Origin of the sequence: Pseudohongiella sp. O18 (genome assembly GCF_021729085.1) — a bacterium.
Classification (GTDB): domain Bacteria; phylum Pseudomonadota; class Gammaproteobacteria; order Pseudomonadales; family Pseudohongiellaceae; genus Pseudohongiella.
Map to the genome: position 1 here is coordinate 724,767 of NZ_JAJSAR010000001.1, position 15,238 is coordinate 740,004.

Genomic DNA, 15,238 nt, shown 5'->3' on the forward strand with positions numbered 1-15,238 from the left:
AGACCAGTACTGTAGATACTGTTTAAATCGCTATCGGGATCATTGGATGTTTGGAAGGCAGGCGTATACACTGGGGCTGGGAGCGATCGATCAGTACTGATCGACATCATCCATGCACAACTGCAGGGCACACCGCATACCTTTCGGCAACGATCCTTTGACCAATTCAGTCCCAGCCATGGTGGCTGGATCAGTCATTGTGTACCTTTTAACCCACAGTCATAGTTGCGACCATCATACAGCCGGTAAGTTCCGCGCGTAAGTCCCGCGCAAAAATATTTTTTCTATCGATTGCTCCGAAAACCCTGCTATTGTTGAGTCTGACGTCGGCAATCGGTCCAGGCTGGGCTACACTGCGTATACCAACACGAGCTCTTACTTCTCTTTTATCTAGCGACAGGCCCGGATTCGATCTTGCGTTTTACTCTTCGCACTTCCCCATTTGCTCATTACGCGATGACGATCTCGGCGTTCGCTGTGCTGTTCCTCGCACTGGTTCTACCCAATCGCCTGGACTGGATATCACCAGCAGCTTTCACGATGTTTCCGCTGGAGCTGATCCTCATCGGGATACTCCTGCTTGCTCCCGGGCGTAGCGGCACCGTGCTTCGAATCCTGCTGTCAGTTCTGCTGGGCCTGAGTCTGGTACTCAGAGGGGCTGACCTGGCGACTCACGAGATGTTCGCCCGGCCGTTTAATCTTATTTTTGATGGGCATCTGCTGGCCGATGGCAGTCGCTTGTTGACTGGAGTGCTGGGAAGCGTCGCTGCTGTTGCTGTCGGTATTTTGCTGGCATTGATGGTCGCCCTGCTTTGTGTGCTGGCATTTCTGGTGCTTGGTCGCATACAGCAGACCTTGCGAATAAAACCCAGGCTGTCCGGCGTGACTCTGCTAGTGCTGCTGACTGCCTGGTGCGCGCTTGACACATTCAGGTGGGTGGAGCGGCCACGAACCGACGCCTACGCCTGGCATCAGCTAAGACTGCACGCCGAAGATACCTGGCGAAGCTGGCAGGACATTCAGGAATTTGCGGCCACCGTCGGTGTCGATGAGTGGTCTGACCGTCTCGGTGATCAGCTGTTTGATCGCTTGCGTGGTAAAGATGTGCTGGTGATTTTTGCTGAGTCCTACGGGCGCATGCTGCTTGAACGAGAGCCGTTTGCCGACCAGATGCGTGATGCATTGTTGCAATCCGAAACGGTGCTGCGTGACGATGGATTTGAAATGCAGAGCGCATTTCTGACGGCACCTACCGTCGGTGGCCTTAGCTGGCTGGCGCATGCGTCCGCACTCGCAGGCACCTGGATCGACAGCGAGACTCGTTACAAAAGTCTGGTCATGAGCGAGCGAGCCACGCTAAACCGATTGTTCAGAGACGCAGGCTGGCGAACCGTCGCCGCGATGCCGGCAATCAGCATGGCCTGGCCTGAGGGTCAGTATTATGGCTACGATCACATTTATGATGCACACAATTTTGGATATCGGGGATTACCTTTCAATTGGGTGACCATGCCCGATCAATATGTCCTGTCTGCATTACATGAGCGGGAACTCAGTGAGCAGGTGCGTCCCCCAGTCATGGCCGAGGTCGCACTGATCTCCTCGCATGCACCATGGACTCCGGTGGCGCAGCTGGTGCCCTGGGCAAAGGTTGGCGATGGGCGCATTTTTGACCAGCAGGCCCAGGCCGGTCCGACACCAGAGGAAGTCTGGCAGAATGTTGAATCAATCCGCGATCACTATCGACGCTCGATTGAGTACATGCTGGAATCCGTAGTTTCTTACGTAAAACATTATGGAAACGACAATCTCGTTGTTCTGCTTTTGGGCGATCACCCGCCTGCGCCTTTAGTATCAGGTGATCCGGAAGGACGTGATGTCCCTGTGCATCTGATCGCGCGAGATCCGGCCGTATTCGAGGCTGTATCGCAGTGGCGCTGGCAGCCAGGAATGCTGCCGGACGAGAACGCGCCGGTATGGCGTATGGATCAACTGCGAGATAGATTTGTAGACGCCTTCTCCAGCACCCGTTTGCCTCTGGAAAAAACGGGCTCTGGCGGATCAACAGCAACAGGAGCCAGGTAATGCAGACGCAAGCTAATACGACTTCCCTGGCGACCCGGCTGCGCGAGCGATGGGGGCTGACAAGATCTTTACTGATGTACTACGGCATTCCGGGACGTCAGGCACGGATGCGAAACTTCTACAGGCAGTTCATATCACCGGGCGATCTGTGTTTCGACATCGGGGCGCATGTTGGCAATCGGCTTAAGGCGTGGCAGGCACTGGGTGCACGCTCCGTTGCCGTGGAGCCACAGCCGTTGCTGATGCAGACCCTACAAAGCCGCTACGCCAGCGCAGAGGACATTGATCTCGTGGCCCAGGCGATTGGTGCGCAGCCAGGTGAGGCAACGCTGCACATCAGCACTCAGACGCCGACTGTGACAACCATGTCCCAGGAATGGATAACACAGGTAAAACAGGACGCCTCATTCGAGCGTGTTAAATGGGATCGTCAGCTTGTGGTGCCGGTAATCACGCTGGACCAGCTGATTGCCGCAAAAGGCGAGCCGGTGTTCTGCAAAATTGACGTGGAAGGATTTGAGCTGCAGGTCCTGCAGGGATTATCGCGCCCGCTTCGCAGCCTGTCGTTTGAGTACATCCCTGCAGCAATATCGATGGCGACCGATTGCATTAATCGCCTCGAAGAGCTCGGCAACTATGAGTACAACCTGGCACCTGGTGAGTCACATCGACTACGCTATGATCAATGGCTTGCGGCTGACGATATGCGACAGCAGCTGAAGAACATTAGCCAGGGCAGTGGCGATGTCTACGCCAGGCTGCGCACTCGCTGATTGCTGACCTGTACACGGCTACCCTCTACCTGCTCACGTGCTGCGGAAGCGCCAACAGATCCATGTGTCCCACACTGCAGCTGCCGGTATGTACATTGGCCAGGCGAAAGTTTATCCATTCCTGCAGTTCTGCCTGCTCAATTGACGACTGCACCGCATTGGCGATGCCATGTATCAGCTCGGTCATCAGTTGAGTGTCACCAGCAGTGCCATGATTGCCGCGCAGCAGCCACGGACTGCTTGCCGATAACACAGTGTAGCCGGCAGCGGTCAACACCTGAGTGAGGCAGGCGGAGGCATGTGGGCCGAGTGCCGGACCAAAGCCTTTATCCCGGCGCTGGTCCTGATTAAAAGCCTGTAACACTGTCATATCCAGCTTGTGAGCCGGAGTCCAGCGAGTAATGCCGTCATAGTTCAGTGCTGTATACACGGCGATCGGATGAGTCTGGCTGGCAATGGAGGCGACCAGGGATTCAATAAACTCAGCGGACACAAGGTCAAACAGTGCTGACGCGGTTAACAGATTTATATCGCTGAGGGAGAGATGCTCTGGCTGAGCCAGATCTGCCACCCGGGTTTCCAGGCTGTGCCCGGCTCCGTAACGTTCAGACGCCACGCTCAGCAGGTCGGCATCGTGGTCAATCAGACGCCAGGCATATCGACCGGTTTCAATGCCGCCTGCGGCGAATGCGCGCAGCGTGGATCCGGTACCCGAACCGAGGTCTGCAATCATGGGCTGCTGCCTGTCGCGAGACTGCTCAGACGACGACTGATCCAGCCACTGCTGGGCACGTGCCAGCAGTGCAACATCACGCGCACGCAGGTCTGCAGCCTCACGTAAATCGAGCCAGTCGACACTGAACCCGGCCATTAGTAATCACTCCTGTTTGCCAACTCTTCAGTTAAGTTCAGCACCAGCATTGCGCTGTCCCTCCAGCCAGGCAGTGCCAGGGCTGCCTGCCTCGCGCCGCGCTGTAAGGCCTGTCGCCGCGAGCTGTCGGTAAGCACCTCGCGCAAGGCGGCGGCAAGCGCCTCTGCGTCATCGGCAGGTACCAGAATGCCAGCAGACGCTGGCACAACATCGGGGACAGCTCCGGCGCGCGCTGCGATGACCGGTAAACCCGCTGCCAGCGCCTCAGCAAAGACCATTCCATAGCCCTCAAATCTTGATGGCAGCACAAACAGATCAGCCTGCTGATATTCGGGCTGCAGATTTTCCACTGATCCGACGAAATCAATACGCCGGGCCAGCTGCTCTTGGTTCACTTGTGCTTTCAATTGCTGGGCCCACTCCCGGTCGAAATGGTCGCCGCCGACGAAACGTGCCTGCCACGGCAGATCCTTCAGTGCGCCGAGTGACTCAATCAGCACATCATGCGCTTTACGGCGAGTCAGTGAGGCAACCGTCAACAGGCGGGGAGGATTACCAGTACAGGGGGCGAATTCGCTTCGATCAGTGCCGGGGCAGGCCACCAGGATGCTGTTTGTGTCGAGATCGAACTGATTGCGCAATATTTCTGCGGTATGAGGACTGGTGACAACTGTCGCACGAGCGCAATGCAGAGAGCGCTTTTCGGAGTGATGCAGGGCGTCCTGCTGCGCAGCACTCAGACCCGCCTCAAGTGATAATGGATGATGACACAGGGCAATCAGGCTCAGCCGCCTGGCGTGGCGACTGACAATCTGATCCATGACGCCCATTGCCAGGCCATCAATCATGACCTGGGCGCCATCGGGGATAGCTGAAAGTTTCTGCTCAGCATCAACAAGCGCGTCTTTATCTGGTGTCGGAAAGCGGTCCGACAGCGCAATCGGAATGACCTGTTTGCCAAGCGTACGCAGCTCACTGATCAATCGCCGATCATAGTGATAGCCGCCAGTGGGTGTGCCGAGATCTCCAGGGAAAACAAAGTAGAGGGGCAGGGTGCTCACAGCTGATTTGATCCGTTCCAATGCAACAGTCGTAATCTAATTAACAGTCAGACCACCTTACCACGGCGCTGACCCGGAAACTGCAAGTTTCAGTCAAAACAGTCAATCTAGAAGAGCGTGCCATGAGCAAACAATCGCTATCCGTCACCCGCAAAGTCTGCGCCAGAATTCCTACCGACCACGGCGACTTTCAATTGTGTCACTTCGCCAACACCCTGGACGATAAAGAGCACCTTGCCCTCTACATGGGCAATCCGGCTTCGGTCGATCCGGTGCTGGTCCGTGTCCACTCTGAGTGTTTCACCGGTGATGTGCTGGGGTCGCGGCGATGTGACTGTGGTGAACAACTCGACCGGGCGATGGCCATGATTGCTGAGGCTGGCACCGGCGTGATTCTCTATCTGCGACAGGAAGGCCGCGGCATCGGTTTGCCAGATAAACTGCGCGCCTACAATCTGCAGGATCAGGGGTACGATACAGTTGATGCCAACCTGATGCTGGGTCATGTGGCAGATGGACGCGATTACTCACTGGCGGCCTTGATGCTGCAGGATCTGGGAGTGCGTTCAGTGCGATTGATGACCAATAACCCCGCCAAGATCGATGCACTGACTACGGCTGGCGTTAACATAGCCGAGCGCGTGTCGCTGCAGATCCCCGCCAACAACGACAATTTCGATTACCTGTTGACCAAAGCCCAGCGAATGGCTCATCTTTTGCCACTGAGTTCCCTAAACAGTCAGTGACTTCATGAATTTCAATCAACGCCTCGAGCAATGGTTGGTCGACGCACAGCAGGCTTTTCACCAGAGCACGGGGCGCATTGAACAGCGCCCGCATGTCACTCTGAGCTATGCGCAGAGCTGGGATGGCAGTATTACGACCGGACCTGGCGAAACGCTCGCCTTGAGCAGCCCTGAAGGACTGCGCATGACACACCAGCTGCGCAGCCTGCACGATGGCATCCTGGTAGGCATTGGTACCGTTCTGGCTGACAACCCACGTCTAAATGTCCGCGAGTGGACCGGCAATGACCCACAGCCAATTGTGCTCGACAGCCAGCTGAGACTGCCGCCCAGCAGCAGGCTTTGCCAGAATGGCAGTAATGGAAAACGACCTTGCTGGGTGTTGACCACACAGCAGGCGGAAGCAAAGCGAGAGGGCTGTGATCTGATTGTGACACCCGGTGACGGTGAGGGGCATGTTGATCTCACACAAGCCATGCAGGCACTCTATCAGCGCGGAATCAGAACATTGATGGTTGAAGGTGGTGCTGCTGTCATTACGGCATTTTTGCGCACACGTCTGGCAGACGCCGTGGTATTGACGGTGGCGCCTGTGCTTGTTGGCGGTTACAACGCGATTGGCAGACTGGCTGATCCTGCTAAGGTGAACTTTCCGCATATCACACCTCTGCAAAGCGAACAGCTCGGGGATGAAATGATAGTCTGGGGCAAATTGAAGTATCGCGCGGAGGCAGCATGAGCGCGGGCATGGCAAGCACAACCCAGCTCTGGTTCACTGCGCCAAAACAGATAGAGCTGCGCAAGGTGAGTCTGCCAGCACCCACGGCAAATCAGGTGCTGGTCAGGACACTGTATTCCGCCATCAGCGCTGGCACCGAGCTGCTGGCCTATCGTGGACAGCTGCCGGCAGACCTGGCGCTGGACAGCACGCTGGAATCCCTGCAGCAGCACACCAGCTATCCAATGCAGTACGGTTATGCCTGTGTTGGAGAAATTGTAAAAGTGGGTTCCGGACTAGATGCAGAGTGGGCAGGGCGCCAGGTGTTTTCATTTCAGCCTCACGCCAGTCACTTTCTGACCGACACACAAAATCTGCAGCTCGTGCCCGACGATATACCGGCCAGGGCCGCCGCTTTTCTTCCCAACACCGAAACCGCCGTCAATCTGGTTCAGGATGGTGCGCCCGTGATGGGGGAGCGCGTAGTTGTTCTTGGACAGGGTGTTGTCGGACTGTTACTGACGGCTCTGCTGGCCAAGCATCCACTGGCTGAGTTGATAGTTGTAGAGGGTCGCGCTGAGCGGCAGGCCCTTGCCAAACAGCTGGGTGCGCATCGGGTCGTGCACCCGGATGAGGCTGCTGCTCAGATCAGTGATGCAGATCTGATCTATGAAGTCAGTGGGCAGCCCGCTGCACTGGATACAGCTGTCGCTGTTAGTGGCTACAGCAGCCGCATCGTGATTGGCAGCTGGTACGGCAACAAAGAAGCGTCCATCAATCTGGGCGGCGCCGCGCACCGCAACCGGCTGCAATTGATTACCAGTCAGGTCAGCACGGTGGCGCCTGCTCTGACTGGTCGCTGGGACAAGCAGCGACGTTTCGAACTGGCCTGGCAGATGATTCGAGAGTGCGACCCGCAGCGACTGATCAGCCATGTCGAGCCGATACAGGATGCCGGGTCTGTGTATCAGCAATTGGATGAGGAAATACTGAGTGTGGTCCAGGCACTGTTCGAGTACCCGGATTCATAAGCAGGAATGCCCGCCAGCTAAAGGCGCGCCAACAAACAGCAACAGGAATTACTATGTATACCGTAGCCGTAACACGTGATTTTATCGCCAACCATTACTTGATCGGGGGCGACTGGGGATCCGAAAACAGTCCGCACGCACATCACTATGTCGCCGAAGTCCGCATCGAAAGCGACACGCTGAATCAGCATGGATACCTGGTGGACATCGTCGAAATTGAAGCGGCACTCGATGATATTGTCACCTACTTTCGCGACAGCATGCTGAATGACAAACCGGAGTTCGCCGGACTGAATCCCAGTATTGAACATTTCAGCCGAATACTGGTTGAGAAGCTGATGCCGGAAATAACGCCGCCGGGCAAAGGTGTTCTGACCGTTAAACTCTGGGAAAACGAAACCTGCTGGGCCGCGTACCGTCAGTCCTTTGCCTGACGGCGACCACCCAGGCTGCCCAGGCACAGCAGACCGATAATCAGTACCACGGCATCGCGAAGTCGTATTAGAGCAATCAGTGTGGCTGCCGCGGCAATGGGCATCCCCAGCAGACTGAATGACCAAAGCAGCGATGCTTCGATGGTACCAATGCCACCTGGCACTGGCAGTAGCATGGCGAGTCGCATGCCCACCATGATCATGACGAGATTTAGAAAGTCGGGTTGAACACCCAGCATTCGCAGCAGCACAAAAAGCTCCAGCAGCAGCATGGCCCAGCCGAACAGTGATAGCAGCAGTGCGACCCAGAGTTTCAGGCGTTGCTCTTTGAGAGCGCCGCGTAATAAATTCACCATCGCAGACCAGCCACCGGAGCTGGTCTGAGCCTGCGGGTCTTCGGGCCGCGCCTGAAGATCCGCAGTCGGATGAACATCATCGCTGTTGCGAGCCTGACGCCAGCGCTGTGCCAGTGGCCTGAATCGATCCGCCAGCCATTGTGGATGTCGTATGATCACTGCCGCGGCCAGCAACATGCCACTTAGTACAAACACCAGTACCAGAGATATCTGCAGCCATTCTCCGGCGGGCAAAAGCGTTGTACCCAGCAGCACCAATACACCGGCGAGCAGCACGGCAAAATTGCTACCCATCTCTACAAAGCGATCCATTCCCAGCATGGCCACTGCTTTGTGTAGCGGTAAGTCGAATCTTGTTTTGAGCCAGTAGAGCTGCAAGGGCTCGCCACCAAAGTGTGGACCGGGTGTAATAAAGCTGACTGCACTGCCGGCCTGCCGTAGACGAAACAGGTCCGGCAACCACATGGGTGCCGAAAGCGCACGGCCCAGAATCTGCCAGCGCTTGACTGCCAGATAGAGAATGACAACATTAATGGATACCCACAGCAGCCAGTCACGCCAGCGCAGCCTGCTGATCCCGTCGCCAATGTCACGCAGTGGCAGCTGCCATAATGCATACCCGGCCAGCGTCAGCGCCAGGACCCAAAGCAGCACGGTCAGATATCGCCACTGAGCTTTTGTCATGAGGCATTCTCAACTGAGGCGCCGCGTCGCCCACTCACGGCCAGCCAGTCACGCCAGAAACCAATCAACAGTGGGATCATGAAGAGCACACCAAGCACCTGCGTAACACCGCCAGGAATCGGCGGCCACAGCGCGGTCGCCACCAGGCCCATTTGCCAGCCTGCCAGTTGGCGGCGCAGCTGACTGGGTGGCAGCGGGTATACAGCTTTGCCGTGCTGACGACGCCAGCGCAGCCCCCAGACAAACAGATAATAGGCAATGCTGACCAGCAGATAGCTGACATGCAGCTTGCCGGTGATCACCGCCAGCACTGGCGCGACCAGCAAGCCCAGCGCATCCAGTGTGGTATCCAGCTCGGCACCCAGCCTCGACACCTGCTGCTGGCGCCGGGCCAGCACACCGTCCAGTGCATCTCCAATGGCGGCTGCGGTATAGGCGACAGCGGGAATGTACAGCAGCGCGGTCGGTAGTGACAGGAGCAGGGCGGGCATCAGAAAGCCTGCTGTCACGGCGATCAAGAGTCCGCGTATCAGGGTCACACAGCTGCCGTGTCCGAGTGACGCATAAAGTACGTCGCTGTTTGCCGGGTGATTTAAATGCAATCGCTGCTGGCCTTGTCGCCACACATAAAACCAGACTGGCAGAGCAAGCGTCAGCCACATCAGCGCGAGCTCACTTGAAAGCGACAATGCCAGGCTGAGTGCGCATAAGGCAATCAGCACACAACCCAGGACGGCAATGTAGCGCAGCTGGCGTACCAGAGATTGCGGTAAGTCACGGGTGGTTGCAGAATTTTTCGGGTTGGCAGCCAACAGAGCACGTCCAGTTTGTCAGTTTGTGTAGTCAGTATACGCTGCCGGTATTGCAAGGGACCACCAAATGACGCAGTGGTCAGACCAACGTAAAAAACGATAGTTTCAGCCAAGTTTGGCGTCTTTCGCATACAAAGTCTGTATATTGAGGTCGTTAGCAATGCCAAAAGCCACAACCAATGGGTAATTGAAAATAAGGAACAAATCCAGAATAGTATTAAAACTCAATAAAAATGAGATCAGTATAAGGAGCGTCAATCATGCACAGGACCGCGCGACACGCTTTACTCGCAGCCATCACCAGCCTGCTGTTCACCACGCAGGCCGCTTCCCAGGAAATAGAAGGTGACATACCCGCCGACCTCGCCAGAGCATTGCTGGGCGAGAATCAGCCGTTTGAAATTCGCTTTTTCGAAGGCCTGCCTGAGCAATTTCCGGAGATAGAATTGCCAGCGGATTCAGCGCTGCTGGGTTCAGTCGACATGGTCAATTCCCAGCGTGTGGTATTGCAGGTGACCGGGGACGGCATAGCGCAACGGACGCAGCTCACAAACGAGCTGGAAGCGCTCGGTTATCTGATGATCACGCAACCCCACCGGATGCCGCCGCAACAGCGTGGGTTTGTGGCCCAGATGCCAATACCGCCCGGTATGCCGATTCAGCTTTGCCATAACGATCTCGGCATGCTGACACTTCGCATAGGCAATATGGGCGCTGTTGTGACGGCCAGTTCGAGAGGCGACACATGGATCGCGGATGCTGGGCGCACATCCTACACGCCTTTCGTAGTCGCCGAGCGCAATCTTCATATGGCTTCGAACGCATCGCCAGCAGCTGCCATGGACAGCCTTCTATACATTACTCAAACGAATACGCCGTTTCGACCATTTGCTTCCACGCCGGGTGGTCAGAGCTGTGAGCAGTATCAGGCGCAGATGCAGGCACGCGGCGTGCCGGGCGGCTTTCCATCCATCAATATACAGGAGCATATGCCGCGCATAGAGCTGCCCGCCGAGGCCACCACGGAGGGCCCAGGTGGTCCATCAATGCAAAGCTTTGGTGGTTCTGCCTATACCACTGAATCGCGCATTCAGGTCAGCCTTGTCTGGCCATTGGACGAGCTGCTGGAACATCTTGCTGAGCAGATCGATGAACAGGGCTGGCAACGCGATCATCAAGCCACAGGCGCTGTCTCAGGATCGGTGGTGTGGACACGCGAGGTCGACGAGCTGAATCTGCTTGGCACCCTGCGAGCCCTGCGGCTGGGCGACGATGAATTTGAACTGGTGTTCAGTCTGCAGAGCATGCCGCGGGATTAAACACCCAGCACCACCCCAACAAACACGGCCAGCCCGACCCAGTGATTGTTCAGGAAGGCCTTGAAACAGGCATCGGCCTGCCGGTCGCGAATCAGCCAGTGCTGGTAGACCAGTAATGCGGCAGCGACCAGCAGGCTCAGGTAGTACCAGAAGGACAGCGCAAACTGCTGGCCGGCCAAAACCAGCGCCAGCATGAACATGCCCTGCAGCATGCCGATCATGACGCGGTCGGCGTCGCCAAACAGGATGGCAGTCGATTTGACGCCGATCTTGAGGTCGTACTCTCTGTCCACCATGGCGTACTCGGTATCGTAGGCAACCGTCCAAAGGCAGTTGGCAACGTACAGCAGCCAGGCATTTGGTGGTGGCAGCTCACCGGTCTGGGCCGTGAATGCCATCAGAATGCCCCAGGAAAATGCCATGCCCAGTACGACCTGCGGCAGGTGGGTGTAACGCTTCATGAAGGGGTAGATGGCCGTCAGCACAACGGCGCCAATGGACATCATGATGGTGAGTGAATTGAGCGTCAGCAACAGCAGAAACGCCAGCAGGCAAAGGCCGACAAAGCAATAAAGCGCCTCTTTGCGGGTGATCTGGCCCGTTACAATCGCCCGGTTCTCGGTGCGCAATACGTCGCCGTCTATATTCGCATCGGCATAATCATTGATGCAGCAGCCAGCCGAACGCATGATCCAGGTGCCCAGCGTGAACACGATAATCAGTTTCCAGTCTGGCCAGCCATCGGCGGCCAGCCACAAGGCGCCAAGTGTCGGCCATAACAGCAGGTAGGTGCCAATCGGACGATTCAGGCGGGTCAGCAGAACAAAGGCCGGCCAGCGTGCGTGCAGACGTGGGGCATGGCGGCGCGCGAGCTGGTCAATAAACTGGAAAACGGACTGTCGGGCATTCTTTAGCAAAACGGAGACATCTCCTTTCACAGCGGCGGCTGTTGTTGGGTGCTCACAGAGTCATCTGCTCGGCAATCAGAGCAATGTCTTCTGAGGCCACCAGCTTGGCGACAAGCTCCCGACAGCGCTCGGGATTCAGTTCGCGGCGGTCGAACATCTCATCCGGAATCGGGTCAGTTGGTGCATCACCAATGCTATGTTCGCGCAACAGGCGCGTCGCGATAAACACCAGATTGGCATATTCAGCATGCTCTCCCTGATAGTCGGCATCCTGCTGATGACGAAGCGCGGTGCAGACTTCTTCCGGCATGTTCCAGGCCTGCATCAGCCAGGCACTGATCTGCTCGCGGCAGATACCAACCAGATGCTTTTCGATAGCGACGTGACTGATGTTGGGATTGGCTTCGGTGTAGCGACAAATACGGCTGAAATGCGGTGGGAACGTATGTGCCAGTACCAGGTAACCAAAATTGTGCAACAGCCCGGCCAGGTATATCAGGCCCTGGCGTGGGCGGACTCGCGCTGGCATCAGACGTGACAGTGCCTCTACTGTGGTGGCGCAATAGGCTGCCTGCAGCCAGTAAGGTGTCAGGCCATCAGAGCCGTCCTTGGGTAGACTGACCGTTCTTCCCAGGATCAGGCCTACCGCCAGATTACTGACCAGATCAAATCCCAGTACGCGCACGATGGCATCCTGGACGGAGCGGATCTTGCCCGGTGCGGCATAATAGGGTGACGAGGCCCAGCTCACAACCTGCGCGGCCAGGCTGGGATCTGATTCGACAATATTGGTCAGATCGGTCACCGAGGCGTTGGGGTTGGCACGCAGCTGCATGATGCGGTCAGCAGTAGGCGACAGCGGCGGGATTTCCAGGGTGTCATCAAGTCGCTGACGAATACGCAGTGACGTAAAATTGCGCAACGAGTCATTGATCTGCTCTGGATCCTGGTCAGCGTCTGGGAGCGAGTGGTCAAGTTCAGCGGCAGCTATGGTGATATCAACATGGCGAATGCTCATGCGTTGCTCCAGCAGACCATCGCGAACCTGCTGCAAGGTCATGCCATCCGCGTCTACCACCAGGTCACCACATGCTGCCAGGGATTGATCGACCCAGGTGGGCAGAGCAAAGAACTGCCGTGACTTGTCCAGAGGTACCAATTGGCGCATTTTGCTGGCGCGCAGGATTTGTGCACTTGGCATAGGATTCAGATCGCGGCCGCTGTTGGTCTGCAACCTGCCCAGCTCCAGCATTGAGTCGGTGGGCACCAGGCACTGCGCAATGACACCCTGTTCGTCGTGCACAAGCACACATCGCACGGGTAGTGAGTTTTTCATCGATCCAGATTCAGACATTACCGTACAGTTCCCTGTCCCCCAGCCAGCGATCAACCAGCGGGGCGATATGTGATGGATAGGCGACTTCAATTTGGTCAGCCGCCAATTTTACCGGATCAAGCAATTGAGCGTCACGTGACAAATCGGCAACGCGAAAGCTCATCAGGCCTGTCTGCTGCGTCCCCAGGACCTGTCCGGGGCCGCGTAATGCCAGGTCCTGCTCGGCGATGTAAAAGCCATCGTTACTGTCGCGCATAATGCCCAGACGCTGCTTGCCTTGCAAGGACAGTGGTGGCTGATAGAGCAACAGGCAGTGGCTGGCCTTTGCACCACGCCCGACACGGCCGCGCAACTGATGCAATTGGGCCAGCCCCAGGCGCTCGGGATTTTCTATGATCATCAGGCTGGCATTAGGCACGTCAACACCCACTTCGATAACGGTCGTCGCCACCAACAGGTGAGTGTCTCCGCGTTTGAAGGCATCCATCACCTCACTCTTTTCCGAGGGCTTCATGCGACCGTGCACCAGCCCGACTTTGAGGTCCGGCAGTTGCTCCTGCAGCGTCTGCCAGGTAGCCTCGGCTGCCTGACACTGCAGCGCCTCCGACTCTTCGATCAGCGTGCAGACCCAGTAGGCCTGGCTGCCAGCACGACAGGCATCGTGGATACGTTCGATAACGTCATCGCGACGGCTGTTGGCGATGACCACCGTATTGACGGGCGTACGACCGGGCGGTAGCTCGTCAATGATGCTGCATTCAAGGTCAGCATAGGCGCTCATGGCCAGCGTGCGAGGGATGGGCGTTGCCGTCATCACCAGTTGGTGAGGCAGCGTCTGCCCGTCATTGCCTTTTTCACGCAGTGCCAGGCGCTGGTGAACACCAAAGCGATGCTGTTCATCTATGATAACCAACCCCAGTCGCTGGAAGCGCACTTCATCCTGAAACAGGGCGTGGGTTCCGACAATGACCCGCGCATTGCCGTCAGCAAGCTGCTGCAGTACCTGCTGGCGCTGCCTGCCTTTGACTTTGCCACTGAGCCAGCCAACCTGAATGCCCAGTGGCGCAAGCCAGGCGGAAAAGTTTGCGTAGTGCTGCTCGGCCAGAATCTCGGTAGGAGCCATGATGGCTGCCTGGTAACCACTGTCCACGGCCTGCAATGCTGCCAGCGCGGCGACAACCGTCTTGCCGGAGCCCACATCGCCCTGCAACAGACGCAGCATTGGCTCTGTCTGACAAAGATCGGCATTGATCTCGTCACTGACGCGCTGCTGGGCATGGGTCAGTCTGAACGGCAGGCGCTTGGTGAACTGTGCTCGCAAAACCGGCTTGCCGGTCAGATCCGGTGCCAATTGATGGCTGCTTTGCTGCCGCAGTCGTCGCAGGCAAAGCCGGTGACTGAGCAGTTCTTCGAAGGCCAGTCGCTGTTGTGCCGGGTGGGTGCCCTCCAGCAGAGCAGCAACAGGGGCCGAGGTCGGAGGATGATGCAGATACTGCAGGGCTGCCGGGAGTGACGGGTACTTGAATACTGCCAGTATGTCTGCGGGAACCCAGTCGACCAGCGCGTCGGACTCATTGAGCATGGCCAGCGCCTGATCGATCAATGCCCGCAGGCGAACCTGCTGTAAACCCTCAGTAGCTGGATAAATCGGCGTCAACCTGTCCGCGACCGGTATTGTCTCGCCAGCTTTCAGAACCTGATATTCCGGGTGGTATAGTTCCGGGCCGCGCTTGCCGGCGCGGACTTCGCCGTAGCAGCGGATGCGATTGCCGGTGGCGAGCATGTTTTTCTGAGCGGCGCTGAAGTGGAAGAAGCGCAGACTGATCAGGCCGGTGTCGTCTTTGATGCGACACACCAGGCTTCGCCGGCGGCCGAATTCAACATCGCTGCCAACAATCTCGGCCTCCAGCATGACGTCCTGGCCCAGTCGAATCTGACCGATGGAAGCTATACGTGTCCGATCCTGATAGCGAAGCGGCAGATGGAATAACAGGTCCTGTACACTGCTGATGTGCAGGGCTGCCAGGCGCTCCACCAGACGCGGCCCAACGCCTTTCAGGCAGTTGACCGGTCGTTCGCTGAGCGGCGTTGCTGGCGGCATCGT

Annotated in this window: 14 protein-coding genes; 7 read left to right on the forward strand and 7 right to left on the reverse strand. The window is 57.1% G+C overall.

Annotation, left to right across the window (positions count from 1 at the left end; genetic code table 11):
• Positions 1–414: 414 nt before the first annotated feature.
• Complete coding sequence (locus LVD14_RS03240) at positions 415–2,085, forward strand: hypothetical protein (protein WP_237132594.1); 1,671 nt, start codon at positions 415–417, stop codon at positions 2,083–2,085.
• Positions 2,085–2,858: an FkbM family methyltransferase gene (locus LVD14_RS03245; protein WP_237132595.1), complete on the forward strand. Its 774-nt coding sequence runs from the start codon at positions 2,085–2,087 to the stop codon at positions 2,856–2,858. Before LVD14_RS03240 ends, LVD14_RS03245 begins: the two co-directional genes overlap by 1 nt.
• 25 nt (positions 2,859–2,883) lie before the next feature.
• On the opposite strand, the gene LVD14_RS03250 is transcribed toward LVD14_RS03245, so the two are convergent.
• Both LVD14_RS03250 and LVD14_RS03255 read right to left on the reverse strand, forming a co-directional pair.
• Positions 2,884–3,729 carry a class I SAM-dependent methyltransferase gene (locus tag LVD14_RS03250; protein WP_237132596.1) on the reverse strand — a complete coding sequence of 282 codons (846 nt, stop codon included), beginning with the start codon at positions 3,727–3,729 and terminating at the stop codon, positions 2,884–2,886.
• On the reverse strand, positions 3,729–4,790 hold the full coding sequence (locus LVD14_RS03255) for a glycosyltransferase family 4 protein (protein WP_237132597.1): 1,062 nt from the start codon (positions 4,788–4,790) through the stop codon (positions 3,729–3,731). Before LVD14_RS03255 ends, LVD14_RS03250 begins: the two co-directional genes overlap by 1 nt.
• A gap of 122 nt (positions 4,791–4,912) precedes the next feature.
• Here LVD14_RS03255 and ribA point away from each other — a divergent pair, with 122 nt between their 5' ends.
• From ribA to LVD14_RS03275, 4 genes are read left to right on the forward strand one after another with little or no spacing between them, the layout of a single operon-like run.
• Positions 4,913–5,536 (forward strand): GTP cyclohydrolase II, encoded by a 624-nt coding sequence (gene ribA, locus LVD14_RS03260; RefSeq protein WP_237132598.1) that lies wholly within the window; start codon positions 4,913–4,915, stop codon positions 5,534–5,536.
• A gap of 4 nt (positions 5,537–5,540) precedes the next feature.
• The gene (locus LVD14_RS03265; protein ID WP_237132599.1) at positions 5,541–6,275 is read left to right on the forward strand and encodes a RibD family protein; all 735 of its coding nucleotides are present in this window, start codon (positions 5,541–5,543) and stop codon (positions 6,273–6,275) included.
• Between the two features lie 8 nt (positions 6,276–6,283).
• A complete protein-coding gene (locus LVD14_RS03270) occupies positions 6,284–7,285 on the forward strand; it encodes a zinc-dependent alcohol dehydrogenase (RefSeq protein ID WP_237132600.1) in 1,002 nt (333 codons plus the stop codon).
• A 53-nt stretch (positions 7,286–7,338) separates the two neighbouring features.
• Positions 7,339–7,719, forward strand: coding sequence for a 6-pyruvoyl trahydropterin synthase family protein (locus LVD14_RS03275; protein ID WP_237132601.1), 381 nt, complete (start codon positions 7,339–7,341; stop codon positions 7,717–7,719).
• Here the strand turns inward: LVD14_RS03275 and LVD14_RS03280 are convergent.
• Together LVD14_RS03280 and LVD14_RS03285 are read right to left on the reverse strand one after the other, a co-directional pair.
• Positions 7,704–8,759 (reverse strand): lysylphosphatidylglycerol synthase transmembrane domain-containing protein, encoded by a 1,056-nt coding sequence (locus tag LVD14_RS03280; RefSeq protein WP_237132602.1) that lies wholly within the window; start codon positions 8,757–8,759, stop codon positions 7,704–7,706. The genes LVD14_RS03275 and LVD14_RS03280 overlap by 16 nt on opposite strands.
• Positions 8,756–9,571: a CDP-alcohol phosphatidyltransferase family protein gene (locus LVD14_RS03285; protein ID WP_237132603.1), complete on the reverse strand. Its 816-nt coding sequence runs from the start codon at positions 9,569–9,571 to the stop codon at positions 8,756–8,758. Before LVD14_RS03285 ends, LVD14_RS03280 begins: the two co-directional genes overlap by 4 nt.
• A 260-nt stretch (positions 9,572–9,831) precedes the next feature.
• Between LVD14_RS03285 and LVD14_RS03290 the strand changes: the two genes are divergently transcribed.
• Positions 9,832–10,890, forward strand: coding sequence for a hypothetical protein (locus LVD14_RS03290; protein ID WP_237132604.1), 1,059 nt, complete (start codon positions 9,832–9,834; stop codon positions 10,888–10,890).
• On the opposite strand, the gene ubiA is transcribed toward LVD14_RS03290, so the two are convergent.
• The 3 genes from ubiA to recG form a co-directional block, all read right to left on the reverse strand.
• Positions 10,887–11,771, reverse strand: coding sequence for a 4-hydroxybenzoate octaprenyltransferase (ubiA, locus tag LVD14_RS03295; protein ID WP_237133406.1), 885 nt, complete (start codon positions 11,769–11,771; stop codon positions 10,887–10,889). The genes LVD14_RS03290 and ubiA overlap by 4 nt on opposite strands.
• Positions 11,772–11,850: 79 nt before the next feature.
• Entirely contained in the window at positions 11,851–13,152 is a 1,302-nt protein-coding gene (locus LVD14_RS03300) for an HDOD domain-containing protein (protein ID WP_237132605.1), read from the reverse strand.
• Positions 13,145–15,235: an ATP-dependent DNA helicase RecG gene (gene recG / locus LVD14_RS03305; RefSeq protein ID WP_237132606.1), complete on the reverse strand. Its 2,091-nt coding sequence runs from the start codon at positions 15,233–15,235 to the stop codon at positions 13,145–13,147. The genes LVD14_RS03300 and recG overlap by 8 nt, the downstream gene beginning before the upstream one ends.
• Positions 15,236–15,238: the final 3 nt, after the last annotated feature.